This window comes from Lactobacillus sp. VURO6/B1 (VP7), assembly GCF_058139575.1.
The window spans coordinates 1-16562 of sequence record NZ_JBVOWJ010000001.1 but is presented as its reverse complement, the minus strand read 5'-3'; the positions used below and the strand labels follow the sequence as shown (position 1 = coordinate 16562).

General features: G+C 36.2%; 13 protein-coding genes, 2 tRNA genes and 1 pseudogene. 14 read left to right on the top strand and 2 right to left on the bottom strand.

What is annotated here, in order from left to right; translation table 11 throughout:
* Positions 1–53: 53 nt before the first annotated feature.
* Positions 54–761, bottom strand: coding sequence for a cyclic di-AMP binding protein CbpA (gene cbpA, locus ACZ2M0_RS00080; protein ID WP_046332474.1), 708 nt, complete (start codon positions 759–761; stop codon positions 54–56).
* Positions 762–983: 222 nt separating this feature from the next.
* Between cbpA and pth the strand changes: the two genes are divergently transcribed.
* The 11 genes from pth to lysS all read left to right on the top strand — a co-directional run bounded on the left by pth (position 984) and on the right by lysS (position 14127).
* Positions 984–1550 carry an aminoacyl-tRNA hydrolase gene (gene pth / locus ACZ2M0_RS00075; RefSeq protein WP_490058068.1) on the top strand — a complete coding sequence of 189 codons (567 nt, stop codon included), beginning with the start codon at positions 984–986 and terminating at the stop codon, positions 1548–1550.
* Between the two features lie 2 nt (positions 1551–1552).
* Positions 1553–5047: a transcription-repair coupling factor gene (mfd, locus tag ACZ2M0_RS00070; protein ID WP_490058067.1), complete on the top strand. Its 3495-nt coding sequence runs from the start codon at positions 1553–1555 to the stop codon at positions 5045–5047.
* Between the two features lie 10 nt (positions 5048–5057).
* A complete protein-coding gene (locus ACZ2M0_RS00065; protein ID WP_034981430.1) occupies positions 5058–5300 on the top strand; it encodes an RNA-binding S4 domain-containing protein in 243 nt (80 codons plus the stop codon).
* A 75-nt stretch (positions 5301–5375) separates the two neighbouring features.
* Entirely contained in the window at positions 5376–5753 is a 378-nt protein-coding gene (locus ACZ2M0_RS00060; protein WP_046332974.1) for an FtsB family cell division protein, read from the top strand.
* Positions 5753–6118 (top strand): S1 RNA-binding domain-containing protein, encoded by a 366-nt coding sequence (locus tag ACZ2M0_RS00055; protein WP_046332471.1) that lies wholly within the window; start codon positions 5753–5755, stop codon positions 6116–6118. The genes ACZ2M0_RS00060 and ACZ2M0_RS00055 overlap by 1 nt, the downstream gene beginning before the upstream one ends.
* On the top strand, positions 6108–7364 hold the full coding sequence (gene tilS / locus ACZ2M0_RS00050) for a tRNA lysidine(34) synthetase TilS (RefSeq protein ID WP_490058066.1): 1257 nt from the start codon (positions 6108–6110) through the stop codon (positions 7362–7364). Before ACZ2M0_RS00055 ends, tilS begins: the two co-directional genes overlap by 11 nt.
* Before the next feature lie 86 nt (positions 7365–7450).
* A complete protein-coding gene (gene ftsH, locus ACZ2M0_RS00045) occupies positions 7451–9709 on the top strand; it encodes an ATP-dependent zinc metalloprotease FtsH (RefSeq protein WP_490058065.1) in 2259 nt (752 codons plus the stop codon).
* 47 nt (positions 9710–9756) lie between these two features.
* Entirely contained in the window at positions 9757–10635 is an 879-nt protein-coding gene (hslO, locus tag ACZ2M0_RS00040) for an Hsp33 family molecular chaperone HslO (protein WP_490058064.1), read from the top strand.
* A 173-nt stretch (positions 10636–10808) separates the two neighbouring features.
* Positions 10809–11435, top strand: coding sequence for a histidine phosphatase family protein (locus ACZ2M0_RS00035; protein WP_294760128.1), 627 nt, complete (start codon positions 10809–10811; stop codon positions 11433–11435).
* A 113-nt stretch (positions 11436–11548) separates the two neighbouring features.
* Positions 11549–12568 carry a tRNA dihydrouridine synthase DusB gene (gene dusB / locus ACZ2M0_RS00030; protein WP_122052771.1) on the top strand — a complete coding sequence of 340 codons (1020 nt, stop codon included), beginning with the start codon at positions 11549–11551 and terminating at the stop codon, positions 12566–12568.
* A gap of 17 nt (positions 12569–12585) precedes the next feature.
* Positions 12586–14127, top strand: a complete 1542-nt coding sequence (lysS, locus tag ACZ2M0_RS00025) for a lysine--tRNA ligase (RefSeq protein ID WP_490058063.1) — start codon at positions 12586–12588, stop codon at positions 14125–14127.
* A gap of 85 nt (positions 14128–14212) precedes the next feature.
* Here the strand turns inward: lysS and ACZ2M0_RS00020 are convergent, their stop codons facing one another.
* Complete coding sequence (locus ACZ2M0_RS00020; protein ID WP_045928463.1) at positions 14213–15031, bottom strand: DUF2785 domain-containing protein; 819 nt, start codon at positions 15029–15031, stop codon at positions 14213–14215.
* Positions 15032–15226: 195 nt separating this feature from the next.
* Between ACZ2M0_RS00020 and ACZ2M0_RS00015 the strand changes: the two genes are divergently transcribed.
* From ACZ2M0_RS00015 to ACZ2M0_RS00005, 3 genes and pseudogenes are all read left to right on the top strand, one after another.
* Positions 15227–15298 (top strand) — tRNA-Gly (locus ACZ2M0_RS00015).
* A 43-nt stretch (positions 15299–15341) separates the two neighbouring features.
* A tRNA-Pro gene (locus tag ACZ2M0_RS00010) sits at positions 15342–15415 on the top strand.
* 856 nt (positions 15416–16271) lie between these two features.
* Positions 16272–16562, top strand: a pseudogene (locus ACZ2M0_RS00005) (ISL3 family transposase); the annotation flags it as partial.

Sequence of the window (16562 nt, the reverse complement as noted above, 5' to 3'; positions counted from 1 at the left end):
ATAGGCAAGCAAAAAAGCACATCAACATGATGTGCTTTTTATAATGATGATATTTAATTGTTATTTTCTTGATTGATATAAACACCAGGATTTTCATCACTCATCAGTGTCATTCCAGCTTGAAGATCCTCAATTTCAGCAACAACATAACTTTTACGTTCAAGTCGTCTAACAATTTCTTTTAAGGTATCTTCAGTAAGTCCTGCTGGTAATGTAAACAAGATACGTCTCACAGCATTGTTTGTTTCACCAGCTGTGGATGCATCAAGACTCATCACACCTGCTATTGCACAAAATTTACTGATAATTTTGGTCATTTTAGCCAAATTACCACGAGAATTATCAGTTAACACTGTAAGTACATATGATCCTGTCTTTACATTCCAAGCATCTGATAACATGTCAAGCAGTCTTGAGTGGGTTAAAATACCATAAAATTTATTGTCTTCATCTAGGACTGAAATATAAGGTAAGTCTTTAATTGTGAAGAAAACTTTAAAAAATGGTGAATTAACCTTGATGGTTTTAGTAGCATTTTTTAATAAATATGTAACTGGCAGGCTCATGTCCTTACCCTGAGATTTATGCCGGTAAATGTGCATTTTATAAATATTACCGCGGAAAATAGTGCCGGTATCATCTAAAATCGGTACACACCTAAACCCCGAATCTTCCAAAATTTTTAATGCTTCTTCAAGCGTAGCGTGTTCGTTAACTGTTGTTAAGTAATCTTTTTTAATAACTAAAGATTTGATAAGCATGAAACTGCCTCCGTTGTAAAAATAATCCCAACAATTATATCATAAACAAATCAAGGATTAAATAAATATGAAAGGAAAATAACTATTCAAAATGATTTTAGCACTTGCAGTACAATTTAAAAAGCTAAATTAGCTAATGAAATCAAAGTGTAATAGTCTTTGAAAAAATTAAAGCAGCTGATTGTGCTATCATTATTACGATAAAAAATAAGGGGAAATTTGATGAAAATTATAGTAGGTCTGGGCAATCCAGGCAAAAAATATGACGGAACAAAACATAATACTGGCTTTATGGCTTTAGATTATTATTTAAGAAAAAATAGCCTAACACTTGAAAGAGAAAAGTTTGAAGGAAAGTATACAAAGCAGAAGATTGCTGGCGCTGATGTTATCTTGCTTGAACCACAAACATTTATGAATGATTCGGGAAGATCAGTTGCTCAATTTGCCCGCTTTTTCAAGGTTAATCCACAAGAAATTTTGATTATTCATGACGATATGGATATGCCTTTAGGTAAAATCCGCATCCGTGCAAATGGCAAATCTGGGGGCCATAATGGTATTAAAAGTATTATACGTGATCTTGGCACTAACGACTTCAATAGGCTGAAAATTGGTATTAGGCATCCTGATAATGTTACAGAAGCCAGTGTTGTTTCATGGGTTTTATCACAATTTAATACTGAACAAAAAAAGTTGATGGATGAAGCTTTTACAACGGCTAGTGAAGTCATAACTGACTTTATTGCTGGAAAAAACTCACAGTATTTAATGAACAAATATAATTAAAAATGCGTTTAACAAATATTATCGAAAAAGATCATGATCTGATAAATTTTATTGCAAATGTTAGCAAAGTAAAAAATTCTTTAATCACCGGAGCAAATGCCGGTGCTTTTGACTTGCTCTTATGTCAAATAGTAAAGACTCTAAATGAGCCGTTAATTTTGCTTGAGGAAAACGAAAATAAAGCACAAAAAATTTACAGTGAATTAAATGCTATTATGCCGGAAGATAGTGTGCAAATTTTTCCAGTAGACGCTTCAATTGCGACTCAAACTGCTGTTACTTCACCTGATGAATTAAGCAGTCGCATTCAGGCACTTAATTTTTTATTGAGTCGAAAAGCGGGTATTGTTGTTGCTACCCCGCAGGGACTGCAATATAAGTTGTCTGCTCCGGAAAAATATGGGGCAGCAAGACGCCAATTTGCGCCAGAGAATGAATATGACCTGTCAGAACTGACTAACTGGCTTGTGCAGGTAGGATTTCAGCGAGAAAATTTAGTAGCTAAGCCAGGGGAGTTTGCGTTACGGGGAGATATATTGGATGTGTATCCTCTTGATAGAGAAAATCCAGTTAGAATTGAATTTTTTGGTGACGAAATTGATACCATTAAGGAATTTGATCTAGCTAGTCAGCGTAGTCAAAACCAAATTGATCAATTAGTTGTAACTGCCGCTCAAGATCGGATTTTTTCTGCTAATAATTTCAAACAAGCAGCACAAGAGATAAAAAAGGCTATAGCAGATTCTCCTGCACCTGAAAAAGATGTTAATAATCATTTTGCAGAATCCCTGGATGAATTGGAGAATGGGTTTTTACCGCAAAATTACGCTTTTTTGGCAGATTTTTTAATAGCTGAACCTAAAAATTTATTAGATTATTTGTCAGATTCAGGAATAGTAATGCTGGATGACTGGCCTTTAATTGAGCAGTCTGTTAAGTCTGTCGATGAACAAAACGCAAGTTTCATTGATGATGAATTAAAAACTGGGGCAATGATTCCAGGACAAGAATTGCGCAGTGATTTTCATGAAAATTGGTCGCAAGACCAACATAATCATATCTATTTCTCGTTATTTCAGCGCAGTATTGGCCGTGTAAAACTAGGACAGTTATTTGATTGGCAGACTAGGGAACCTCAACAATTTTTTAGCCAAATGCCCTTAATCAAGTCTGAAATAGAGTCATATCAGAAAAAAAGGCAGACAGTAATTTTACAAGCTGATAACGACAAAAGAGCTAAACAAATTAGTCAGACAATGGCTGAGTTTGGCATGGATGTTCCTGTTGTACAGTCAAACGATTTAATAGAAAATCAAACTCAAATTACCATTGGTGGTTTTACCAGTGGCTTTAGTTTACCTAATAATAACCTGGTTTATTTAACTGAGCGAGAACTTTTTAATAAGGTAACTCACCATAGTAGAAGAATCAAAACTATGGAGAATGCTCAAAGACTGCGGAGTTATACTGAATTAAAACCAGGAGATTATGTTGTTCATGTTAATCACGGAATTGGACGCTTTGAAGGAATAAAAACTTTAGAAAATAATGGTGTAAAAAGAGATTATATTACCATTACTTACCAGCATGGTGATCAATTATTTGTTCCAGCAGATCAGCTGAAACTGGTGCAAAAATATGTTGCTTCAGAGGGCAAGAGGCCACACGTTAATAAACTTGGCGGTAGTGAGTGGGCCAAGACTAAGAGCAGAGTACAATCTAAAGTTGAAGATATAGCCGATGACTTAATTGACTTGTATGCTAAAAGAGAATCGGAAAAGGGGTTTGCTTTTTCAAAAGACGATGACTTGCAGCGACAGTTTGAAGACGCTTTTCCTTATGTTGAAACGCCTGATCAGCTGCGTTCAATTAAAGAAATTAAGCACGACATGGAGCAAGAAAAACCGATGGATCGTTTGCTTGTGGGGGATGTAGGCTTTGGTAAAACTGAAGTAGCTTTAAGAGCAGCGTTTAAGGCAATAGAAGATAACAAGCAAGTAGCTTTTTTAGTACCTACAACAATTTTGGCACAGCAGCATTATGAAACGATTCAGGACAGGTTTAAAAATTTTCCCGTCAATTATGCTGCCCTTTCCCGTTTTCAAACACCCGCTGAAGCTAAAAAGATAACAGAAGGACTAAAAGAAGGCAAAATTGACTTAGTAGTGGGAACGCACCGTTTGCTTTCAAAAGATGTAAAATTTAAAGACTTAGGCTTGCTCATTGTTGATGAAGAACAAAGATTTGGCGTTAAGCATAAAGAAAGGCTAAAAGAACTGAAAGCCAATATTGATGTTTTAACCTTGACTGCAACGCCAATTCCACGGACTTTGCACATGTCAATGATTGGCGTACGAGACTTGTCAGTCATGGAAACCCCACCATCTAATCGTTATCCTATTCAAACCTACGTGATGGAACAAATACCGAGTGTAATTAAGGAAGCTTGTAAGAGGGAAATTGCGCGCGGTGGTCAAGTTTTTTACCTGCATAACCATATCGGTGACATCGATGACGTAGTAACAGAATTAGAGAATCTAATGCCAAGTGCTAGAATTGTTAGTGTCCACGGCCGTATGAGCAAAAATCAAATGGAAGATATTTTGTATCGCTTTTTAAACAGAGAATTTGATATTTTAGTCACCACAACAATTATCGAAACGGGTATTGATATGCCTAATGTTAATACTATGCTGATTGAAAATGCAGATCATTATGGCTTAAGTCAGCTGTATCAATTGCGTGGCAGAATCGGACGCAGTGCTCGTTTAGCATATGCTTATTTTTTATACCAGCCTAATAAAGTTTTAACTGAAGTCGGTGAAAAAAGGTTGGATGCTATTCGCGATTTTACTGAACTGGGTTCTGGTTTTAAAATTGCCATGCGAGATTTATCAATCCGTGGAGCTGGCAATATGTTAGGAGCACAGCAGCATGGCTTTATTGACAGCGTAGGTTATGATTTGTATTCTCAAATGCTGTCTGATGCAATTAAAAACCGTAAAAGTAAAAAGAAAGTCAAAAAAAGCAATGCTGAAATCAATTTAGGGCTTGAAGCATATATTCCTGATGACTACATTAGCGACCAGGAGGAAAAAATAGAGTTTTATAAAAAGATCAAAACGGCTGGTACAGATGATATCGAACAAATTCAAGATGAATTAATTGATCGTTTTGGCAATTATCCTGAGCCGGTAGAAAATCTGCTAGCTGTTTCACAGCTAAAAGCTGAAGCAGATTTGGCTCAAGCACGCAACATTACTAAAGTTAATGATCATGAAGTAAAAGTTGAGTTTGCTAAAGAAGCATCTAGTGAATTGCAGGGACCAAATATTTTCAAAGCTCTAGAACATGTATCATATAAGGTTAAAATCAGTCTCTCTCCAGTTAAGAGACTAGTTGTATTGCTGGAATTACCCGAAAACATAAATCACCGGCAACTATTTGCTAATTTAGTAACATTTATGTCAGCAGTCAGTGATATCATACAAAAATAAGGAGAAAAAAATGAGAATTGATAAATTTTTAAAAGTTTCAAGATTAGTTAAAAGGCGTCCAATAGCTAAAGAAATGGCTGACCAAGGTCGAATCAAGGTAAATGATCATGTGGTTAAGTCCAGCTATGATGTCAAAATTGGAGATATTATTGAAGTTGGATATGGCTCAAAAGAAGTCAAAGCAAAAGTCTGTGCTATTAAAGAAACTACGAAAAAAGCTGAAGCAAGTGAATTATACGAATTGATAAATTAGTTTTTATCTTTAATGACATTTATAAGTGGTCTTGTTATAATTAAAATAGTATTTGTTTTGGTAATAGAGGTCAAAATTATGAACGGTCCACGTATATATAATTCACTTAGTCCGGAAGAGCAGGTTGCTCGTCTGAAACGTAAACAGGAAAAAAGAGCAAAAGAAGTACATCGTGTTAGGCGCAATCGTATTATCGCAGTTTTTGTGGCTATTTTCGCATTTTTAGGAGTACAAATTGGAGTTACTCATGCTCAAACTGAGCATATTAATAGTCAAGTACAAACTTCTAAAAAGGCTCTTAAAAAAATAAACAATCAAAAGCAGGTTTTAATAACAAAAAGAAACGATTTGAAAGATCCTGATTACGTGGCTAAACTAGTGCGGTTCAAATTTTTGTATTCTAAACCAAACGAAACAATTTACAATTTACCTGAAGGAAAAAATAATAATTAATGAAATACCAAGTTGGACAGAGAGTGACAGGAACTATTAATAACATTAGTGACTTAGGCATTTTTGTTACGCTTTCTCATCATAAGACGGGATTAGTTCATCATAGTGATTTTGGCAATAATTGGTTACGTGAAAAAAGCAATTATCATGTTGGTGAGCAGATACGACTAGTAATTATTCATAACTATAAAGGTAAAATTGGACTCTCTAAAATGAGAGTTAATGATCCCGATTTAATTGATCATACTAATTCTTTTTCAGACACTAAAAAAGCTGATTTTACCAGAGTATTGTCTACAACAGTGTCTGATGCTAAAAAAGAAATCAAAAAATTAGAAAAAGATTTGATTAGTTATGCAAATTGATAACTTTTTTAAAGAAAATCATTTGCCATTAACCGGTAAAACCCTTGTTGTTGCAGTTAGTGGAGGACCAGATTCTTTAGCCCTGCTAGATCTGCTTTATCAAATAAAGAAACGATATCATTTTAAGTTGATATCAGCCCATTTAGACCACCAGCTCAGACCTGATTCTTTGGAAGAGGAAAAAGTGATCTCTGCGTACTGCGTGAATAAAGGCATTCAGTCAGTTAACGGAATTTGGCCTCAAAATTTACATCCTGCTACTGGGATAGAAGCTGCTGCTAGAAAGTATCGCTACAATTTTTTGGTGAAGGTGATGCAGCAAAATCAGGGTGATTATTTATTAACAGCCCATCATATGGATGACTTGCTTGAGAATATTTTGCTTAAGTTTATACGCTCTGGTTATCCTAGTGAAATGAACAGTTTAAAGCCAATTAGCAAAATTCAAGGTATGACTTTATTAAGACCACTTTTAAGTAAGAAAAAAGAAGACTTATTGTTATACGATTATAAGCGGCAAATATCTTATGTGATTGACAAGACCAACAATGAAGATGATACCTTGCGCAACAAGCTGCGTCACCATGTGATTCCATTGCTCAAAAAGGAAAACAAGCAAGTTGGTCGTAATGCTCTCAGATTTAGCCAACAAGTTAGTTTGTTAACTGCAATAGCAAATAACAGTTTTGCTCAGTTAAAGCAACCGGAACCTTTTTTAGGTATAGCCTACCGTTTGGAAATAAGTGCTTTAGAAGATTTGAGCAACGAAGAAAAAACTGCATTTTGGCAAAACTTTATTTGGCATAAGTGGCATGAACGCGTTAATAAGAATTTAGCCAATTTCACTTTAATTGCTTACCAAGGCTTTTTTTATCTTTTTAATAAATTACCTGCTTTACCGATAACCCAAAAAGTCAATGTGGGTCAAATGTTTTCTTTTAATAATCGTAAATTTTTGCTTTCACTTGAATCAGAAGAGTCCCTAAAGTTAATTGGTCAATTTGTTGCAGAAAATAAAAAACAAATTAGGGTAGGTTCAATCAGACCCGGAACAAAATTGTTATTACAAAATGGCAATCATGCAAGGAGTAAGAAAAAATTTGCTCAAAGTAGTATTCCAAATATATTGCGCCCCTATTGCTTAACTATTTATGCTGGTGATAAAGTCGTTTTTATTGAAAGAACATACTCTAATCAAATGGTCAGTTCTAATGAGACAAATTACTTTTTGTATGAAGACATTTAATAAGAAATTTTAAATTATTAGAGCGCAACCTAAATTTGTGATAAACTTTTATTCGTATATCTCTAGAAACTTTGTGGAGGTTTTTTATGAAAAATAACCGGAATCGGCTGTTTTCAAATGGTCTTTTCTATATAGTTGTTTTTCTCTTGTTATTAGGAGGAATCAACTGGGCACTTGGTGGATCAGATAATTCTGGTAGCAGTGAAAATATCAGCTACTCTGAATTTGTCAGTGATTTGCGCAAGGGAAAAGTTAAGAATTTTAACGTTCAACCTGCAAATGGTGTTTATACTGTTTCGGGTAGTTATAAGGAAACACAGGAAAGTAAAAGCCAGTCAAAAAACAGTTTTGACTTTTTTAATGGCAATTCAGGCTCAAAAGTATCACGTTTTTCAACTACAATGTTGCAAAACGATTCAAGCGTGTCTAAAGTTCAAGATTTAGCTCAAAAGAGCAGCACTAAGATGACGACTCAAGGGGAGTCACAGTCTGGTAACTGGATTTCCACAATTGTGATGCTGGTGCCAACTATTCTCTTCATTGTGATGCTTTGGATGATGGTCAGTCAAAGCGGCGGTGGCCGAGGCGGTAATGGCGGCATTATGAACTTTGGGCGCTCTCATGTAAAACCTGAGGATCCCAAGAAAAATAAAGTTCGTTTTTCTGATGTTGCTGGTGAAGAAGAAGAGAAACAGGAATTAGTAGAAGTAGTTGAGTTTTTAAAGAACCCAGCTAAATTTACTAAGCTTGGTGCTAAAATTCCTTCGGGTGTTTTACTTGAGGGCCCTCCGGGTACTGGTAAAACGTTGCTTGCTCGTGCCGTAGCGGGCGAAGCGAATGTACCATTCTTCTCAATCTCAGGTTCTGACTTTGTTGAAATGTTTGTCGGTGTTGGTGCCAGTCGTGTACGTGATCTGTTTACCAATGCTAAGAAAAATGCTCCAAGTATTATATTTATTGACGAAATTGATGCCATTGGGCGTAGACGTGGCGGCAATGCCAGTGGCGGTGGCAATGATGAACGTGAACAAACTTTAAACCAGTTGTTAGTTGAGATGGATGGTTTTGAAGGTAACGAAGGCGTAATCGTTATTGCAGCTACTAACCGTTCCGACGTCTTAGATCCGGCTTTACTAAGGCCGGGTAGATTTGACAGAAAAATCTTGGTTGGAACTCCTGATGTTCGCGGTCGTGAAGCTATTTTACGTGTTCATGCCAAAAACATGCCTCTGGCTGATGATGTTGACTTAAAGGAAATTGCTCGCCAGACGCCAGGTTTTGTCGGTGCCGACTTGGCCAACCTACTTAACGAAGCCGCTCTACTTGCGGCAAGACGTAATGGCACAAATATTACTGCTGCTGATTTGGATGAAGCAGAAGATCGCGTTATTGCTGGTCCTGCCAAGAGAAATAGCTTGATTTCTCAAAAAGAAAGGCGTCGAGTTGCCTTCCATGAAGCCGGTCACTCTATTTGCGGGTTAGTTTTAAGTGATTCAAGAACGGTACGTAAAGTAACTATTGTTCCCCATGGCAGAACAGGTGGTTATAACTTGATGTTGCCTAAAGATGACCAGTTCCTGCTAACCAAGAAACAGTTAATGGAACAAATCGTTGGTTTAATGGGTGGCCGTGCCGGTGAAGAAGTGGTAGTTGGTGATCAATCAACAGGTGCTTCTAACGACTTCGAGCAAGCAACACAAATTGCCCACAGTATGGTAGTTAATTACGGAATGACAGACTCATTAGGAATGGTAGAACTGGAAAAAGAAGGCGAAACCAATCCGTATGGTTTTAAACCATATAGTGAAGCAACCTCTGCCAAAATTGATGAAGCAGTTAAGAAGCTACTTGACGAAGCTCACGCTAAAGCAGTTGAGATTGTGAAAAATAATCGCGAAAAACATCGCATTATTGCTGAAGCTCTGCTTAAGTATGAAACTTTAGATGAAAAGCAGATTATGTCTCTGTACACCACAGGCAAGATGCCTGAAAAGACCGAACAGGAATATCCTAGTGAATCAAAGGCTTCAACTTATGAAGAAGCTAAAGCAGCTGCTGAAAAGAAAGAAAATCAATCTCAGAAAAAGAACACTGTAAATTCTGAAAAGGCACAGGAAGAAAGAGATAGCTCTTTGGAATCACCTGCCCAAAAGAATGAGGAAGCAGAAGAAAGTAATCCTGAGAATCCAGAAAAGAATGAATTTCCAAAAGAATCAGAGATAGATAAAGAAGAAAAAGAGCATGAGTTAAATTCTTCAGAATCTAAAAATGAAGATTCTACAGGAAAGCAAAATTCTAATGACACCGATCAGTCACCTAGTGAAAATGATCATCCTCAAGAGTAATATTTAATAGAGCCTACAATTAGGCTCTATTTTTTTAGGAGAATAAAATGAATGATTATTTAATCAAAGCAATTGATAAATCGAAAAACTTACGTCTGTTAACAATAACTGCCAAAGGTTTGGTTCAAGAGGCACAAACTCGTCATGATACTTGGTCAGCTTCTTCTGCCGTTCTTGGACGTAGTTTACTTGCAGGGGTTTTACTAGCTGGAGCAGAACTTACCGATAAGGAAGAACTGACTATCAGACTATTAGGCAATGGACCCGTGGGTCCCACGATTGTGACAGCCAAATCAGATTTAACTGTTAAGGGTTATGTTAAAAATCCTCACATTGCATTACCACCAAAAAAGAATGGTCATATTGATGTTAAAAAAGCAGTTGGCGAAGGGTGGCTTGAAGTAACTAAAGACTTGGGCTTAAAGGAACCATATACGGGTCAAGTACCTATTGTTTCCGGTGAAATTGCTGAAGATATTGCCTATTATTTGACAAAATCAGAACAAATACCATCAGCTGTCGGTTTATCTGTATTTGTCAACCCTAATAATACTATCGGTGAAGCAAGTGGATTCATGCTACAAGCATTGCCTGGTGCAACAGATAGCTTAATTACGAAAACTATTGATCGCATCAACAATTTACCTGCGCTTTCTACGGCATTTTTAGATGGTTTGACTCCTGAAAAATTGACAGCTATGATTCTAGGCGATGACTGTAAGATTTTAGAAAAAGATGAAGTTGCCTTCAAGTGTGATTGTTCTAAGGAAAAATATGGTAAGATTTTAGCAACAATGAAAAAAAGTCAAATCGAAGCCATGATAAATGAAGATCACGGAGCTGAGCTGACTTGTAGTTTTTGTGGCAATAAATACCACTACACAGAAGATGAATTAAAAACTATTTTGTCTAAAAAGGCTGATTAATATTGTTCATTTTGCCACTAGAATGCAGTTTTATTGATTTTAAATTAAATATTGGGTTGAAAAATGATTTGGAAATACTAAAAATAGTATTATAGTTTTTAAGATTAAAGATGCGGTCAGTACCAATTTTGCTATAATGAAAGAGATGAATGAAAAGTAAAGGAGAAAATTAAATGCTGAATGTGTATATTGTTCGTCACGGCCAAACAGATACTAATAAAACTTTTGGTATTAACGGGTCAGGAACAAATCTACCACTGAATGAAAAAGGTAAAAAACAGGCAGAAAACTTAAGAGACAGTTTTGACATTAATAAAATTGATTGTGTATATAGCAGCCCTTTAAAAAGAGCCCGTGAAACTGCAGAAATTTTAAACCATGGCAAGCATGAAATTATTGTTGATGACAGATTATCTGAAATGAATTACGGCAACTGGGATGGTCAAGATGTACATGATATAATTGCTAAATATCCGCAAGTATTTGATGAATTAGGCTATTTTAAAGAAAATTATAGTGATTATTGTTCAGGAGAAACTTACCAACATTTGGCAGATAGATTAATGGATTTCTGGCATGACTTAATCAATAATCATGAAAATGAGTCGGTTTTATTAGTGTTTCATGGCACAGCTTCACGTTCATTGGTTCAGAATGTTTTAGGCATCCCCAAAATAACTTTGGTTGGTGAAATACAAAATGCTGGTGTAATTAATATTTCAGTTGATGAAGCTAGCCAAAAACCGTTTTTGCGTTATTATAATAGAGTTGCACCTGGAAAATTTTTTATCGAAAAGTAATTAAAGATTTATATAGATATCAAGGGTTAACTTTTTGTTACGAAAAGTACCATGAATTTTGCTTATAGAATCCTTTTTGTTAAGATATTATGGTGTTTTGAAAGGGTGATTTAGTGGATAACAGTTGGAAAATTCGTGATATAACTATTCCCAATCGTGTTGTGGTGGCGCCAATGGCTGGAGTGTCAAATTCTGCCTTTAGAATGATTTGTAAGGAATTTGGGGCTGGTTTAGTTGTCTGTGAAATGATCTCAGATCATGGCATTATTTATCGTAATAAGAAAACTATGTCAATGATGAAGGTTAACCCGCAAGAACATCCTATGAGTATTCAAATATTTGGTGGAACAGAGGATACTCTTCTTGAAGCAGCACAATATATTGACCAACATACTGCTGCTGATATTATTGATATTAATATGGGATGTCCGGTTCCTAAAGTAACGAAAACAGATGCGGGATCTAAATGGCTGCTTGATTCTAATAAAATTTACCAAATGGTACATAAAGTTGTCCAAAATGTGCAAAAACCAGTTTCTGTCAAAATGCGCATTGGCTGGGATCGCAAGCATATTTTTGCAGTAGAAAATGCTTTAGCTGCTCAGGAAGCCGGTGCCAGCATGATCGCAATGCATGGCAGAACCCGTAAGCAAATGTACATGGGAGAAGCTGATTGGGAAACGTTACACGATGTAGCTCGAGTGCTTGACATTCCTTTTGTGGCTAACGGTGATATAACGACGCCGGAATTAGCTAAAAAAGCTTTGGATGAGATTGGATCAACTGCAGTTATGATAGGTCGGGCAGCCTTGGGCAATCCCTGGATAGTTAAAAATATGGTGCACTATTTAGAAACCGGTGAGAAACTCAAACCGCAGACTGTCCGTGAAAAGGTTGCTACAGCTAAACACCAATTAAAAGGTTTAGTTGAATTAAAAGGGGAAAAGATTGCAGTTCCTGAATTTCGCCAGCAAGCAGCCTACTATTTAAAGGGAGTTCCCCGTTCTGCACGTACTCGTGCTAAAATAAATGAGGTTTGGACGGCACAAGAAGTTTATGATTTGCTTGACAATTTCGTTGATGATTATGAAAAAAGGCAAAAACAAAGGGCTGTCAGAAGTGAAGTTAATTAATAATGGAGGAAATGTAATTGGCTAAAAATGAAATGAATGACCAATTAATCGTTCGACGCCAAAAATTAGACGAATTAAGAGAAAATGGCATCGAACCTTTTGGAATGAGAAAGTTTGATCGGCAAGACTTAGCGCGGTCTTTGAATGAAAAATATTCTCAAGATGATAAAGATGAGCTAAATAAAGAATTGCCTAAGACCAAAATTGCTGGCAGAATGCTGGCTAAAAGGGGTAAAGGTAAAGTCGGTTTTGCCGATCTCTATGATCGGACAGGCAAAATACAGATTTATGTTCGTAAGGACATTGTCGGTGAAGACAATTATAAGATCTTTAAGAAGTCCGATATTGGTGATTTCTTAGGCATTGACGGTGAAGTTATGAAAACTGATACCGGTGAGTTAACGATTCGCGCAACTCATGTTACCTTTTTGTCCAAAGCTTTACGGCCATTGCCTGAAAAATATCATGGTTTAAAAGACGTTGAACAAATATATCGTCAACGTTATCTTGATTTAATTACTAACCGTGAAAGTTACGAGCGTTTTGTAAATCGGACTAAAATTATCCAAGCTATCCGTGATTATTTGAACAGCAAGGACTTTTTGGAAGTTGAAACTCCCGTTCTGCACAATATTCCAGGTGGTGCCGAAGCACGGCCATTTATTACTCATCACAACGCTTTAGATATTGACTTGTACATGAGAATTGCTCTGGAATTGCCTTTAAAGCGTCTGATTGTCGGTGATATGGAAAGAGTTTACGAAATTGGTCGGGTATTTAGAAATGAAGGCCTTGACACTCACCATAACCCCGAATTTACTGAACTTGAGACTTACTGTGCTTACTGGGATTTCCATGATGTTATGGATGAAGCAGAAGGCATCATTCGTGCAGCTGCTAAAGTTGTATCAGAAGATGGTAAAGTTACTTATCAGGGTACAAACATTGATTTGGGTAAGCCTTTCCGCCGCGTTCATATGGTAGATATGATTAAGGAAAAGACCGGCGTTGATTTCTGGCAAAAGATGAGCGTAGCAGAAGCAACCAAAATTGCTGAAGACCACGACATCAAGGTTGAAAGCTTCTGGAAAGTTGGTCATATCATTAACGCCTTCTTTGAAAAATATTGCGAAGAAACAATTGTTGACCCTACTTTTGTTTACGGTCACCCAGTTGAAATTTCACCATTGGCTAAGAAAAATGCTGATGATCCTCGGTTTACCGATCGTTTTGAAATTTACATTATGGGCGAAGAATATGGCAATGCCTTTTCTGAATTAAATGACCCTGATGACCAGCGCGAACGTTTTGAAGCGCAAATGGCAGAGCGTGAAGCTGGAAACGATGAGGCTGATATGATTGATGAAGATTACCTGCGTGCTATGGAATATGGTATGCCGCCAACAGGTGGTTTGGGCATCGGAATCGATAGATTGGTAATGCTGTTGACAGATGCACCTGCAATTAGGGATGTGCTTTTATTCCCAACAATGCGTCCAGAGCGAATTGAAGATATTGAGCGCGAAGTCGAAGAAGACATGAAGAAAAAGAGCAAATAATAATTAATCGTTTTGCTAGCACTATAGCAAAGCTAATGACACTACTAAAAAAGAATCCTTCTTTAGGGATTCTTTTTTAGTTTTCCTACAATGTATAACCCATTTTTTCGTTATAGGCAGTTATTTTCGAAAGTAGATTATCTTTAACAGACTGGTTTGAAAAATAAAAATACCAGTTTTGAAGTAATTTGAGCCAGGAACTTAATCGATACCAGCTGATGCGATCATTTTCTGCGAGCTGCTGATAAATTTTTTCGTTATAGCAGTTAATAAACGAATTAAACTCAGCAGTCGGTATTTTACCGAAATGAACGCCTTCAAAACAGGCAAAAGCTAACCGTTGCTCCTCATCATCAATAAACGGTCCTTGCATATTTTGAAAAACCGTTTCAATTATGGCAAAAATATCAGCAGTATTATTTGTTGTAAAATCTGGATGACTTAAAGTAGAGCCTAAAAAGTCGCTACCATGAGCAACGCTGTGAGCCCAGCCTTTATCTTTAACATAACCGCGGAAATCTTTTTCTTCCTTCAAATAGGAAATACTCCAGTTAAAAAGAGTTTTTCGTTCGGTCGCATTTAAAATTGAATGCTTTTTATCGTCATCTAAAATTAGGGAACCCAGTAATGCACTGAATGTTCTGAGAAAAATTAAATCGTTTTCTGGCTGATCGATGCCCTTAAACAGATTTTTTGAATTGATAAAATTGGCAAAAATTTTTGCTTTCTGCTTTGAAGTAAATGAATTTTCAAAAAAGCCACGAGCAAAAAGCGTATAAACAACATCATCACGAAGATGTGGGTCAAGGTTTCCGATATTTTGCAACATATAGTCGATTTGACTATCATCAAAAGTGATTTTACCAGAATCTAAATTAACAAGTTTTTCCAGTTCTTTTTGCAATTCTGTAACCCTCCTTTTTATCTGACAGTGATATGATTTCATATTTGTGTATAACAGAATACTACCTTTTACTAGCAATTATGTTTTAGAAACTCTCAAAAGGCAAGCTTTCCCGTTAAAATACTTATTTTACGGATTTATTTTACTAAAAAAGGTTGCAAAATGAGATTGGTTTGCTATAATGATATTTGTCTTGCGGAAGTAGTTCAGTGGTAGAACATCACCTTGCCATGGTGGGGGTCGCGGGTTCGAATCCCGTCTTCCGCTCTAGAAAAAAGACTCACCAAAAGCGGTGAGTTTTTTTAATAAACGGGAAATAGCTCAGCTTGGTAGAGCGCTACGTTCGGGACGTAGAGGTCGCAGGTTCGAATCCTGTTTTCCCGATAAAGAAGATTTTGCCTTTATATCAGATGGCTTAAACGCTGGTATAAAGGCATTTTTGTTTTTTCAAGTTTTCTGAAACTAGCTCAAAATGAGCTAAAAAACTTCATATTAGACTTCATATTTTTAAGCAGACGTGCAAGTGGGCTAATCTTAGATATTTAGCTAATAGAATAGTTTCATAGTAAAAGGCGTTGATACATCGGTAATTTAGAGGGATGATAAGTCCTTTGAAAGTTGTTCAGAAAATCAAAAAAGAGTTTTAATTGGAGTCTATATACTTGATAAACTCAATCGTGATATAAGTGGAGAATATTGGTTATAAACAATTATGCTATTACTATTTAAAGCACACAGCGATTGATGAGTTTATTGGCAATTTTACTAGAGCTCAAAAAAGTATGAATCTTAACCCTTCATTTAAGTTACTAAAATAAGCTGCAATACTATTCTGTGTACTACAACTTTTTTTAAGCCTTTACTTTAGACTAAATTTGCTTTAAGGAAAAACGTTTTGGTTTTTTAAGGTTTTCATTTTCAACAGAACTTTCCCCCAATAGCTGAAACGGGTTTTTGCTGCATTGCTACTCCTAATTGAACTCATCACAAAACTTTTGTTGTTTTACATTCAGTTTATGTTTCATATCATTTCATTATCTATCGATTTTTTTGCATAAAAATAGCCGAGTTATTAACTCGACTATATTATTTAAGTGGCTCTATAATTTATCCTGTTGATGACTTATCCATGTGGTAAGCTGTTAATAGGTTTTTTATTGCATAAAAAAGGAGGACATCTTCCTCTTGCTTCTTGTAATAAATATTAACACCACTCAATATTTTATAGAAGGTTTGAATTATGTCCTCTTTTAATAATTATATTAAATTTGCTCTTGATATTAAAGATCAAAACATTGTTTTTGAAGATTGTTTCTTCCGCTTGGTTAACGGCCATAAACAAAAAGTTTACCAAGCTGTCCTGCTGCAGCCCAGCTGCCCCTTTTGTGGTTCACAGGAGCTGCGGCACAATGGCCGTTTGAAAACCGAAATCCGCTATCCTGCTGCCAATGCCAGTCAGCCAGTCATTATTAGACTTTTTAAGCAGAGAGTCTGGTGTCGCACCTGCAATAAACGCTCAATGGCTCAATCT

Coding starts and splice junctions, on each gene's coding strand:
- cbpA (WP_046332474.1), bottom strand. CDS start 761: ATGCTTATCAAATCTTTAGTTATTAAAAAAGATTACTTAACAACAGTT.
- pth (WP_490058068.1), top strand. CDS start 984: ATGAAAATTATAGTAGGTCTGGGCAATCCAGGCAAAAAATATGACGGA.
- mfd (WP_490058067.1), top strand. CDS start 1,553: ATGCGTTTAACAAATATTATCGAAAAAGATCATGATCTGATAAATTTT.
- ACZ2M0_RS00065 (WP_034981430.1), top strand. CDS start 5,058: ATGAGAATTGATAAATTTTTAAAAGTTTCAAGATTAGTTAAAAGGCGT.
- ACZ2M0_RS00055 (WP_046332471.1), top strand. CDS start 5,753: ATGAAATACCAAGTTGGACAGAGAGTGACAGGAACTATTAATAACATT.
- tilS (WP_490058066.1), top strand. CDS start 6,108: ATGCAAATTGATAACTTTTTTAAAGAAAATCATTTGCCATTAACCGGT.
- ftsH (WP_490058065.1), top strand. CDS start 7,451: ATGAAAAATAACCGGAATCGGCTGTTTTCAAATGGTCTTTTCTATATA.
- hslO (WP_490058064.1), top strand. CDS start 9,757: ATGAATGATTATTTAATCAAAGCAATTGATAAATCGAAAAACTTACGT.
- ACZ2M0_RS00035 (WP_294760128.1), top strand. CDS start 10,809: ATGCTGAATGTGTATATTGTTCGTCACGGCCAAACAGATACTAATAAA.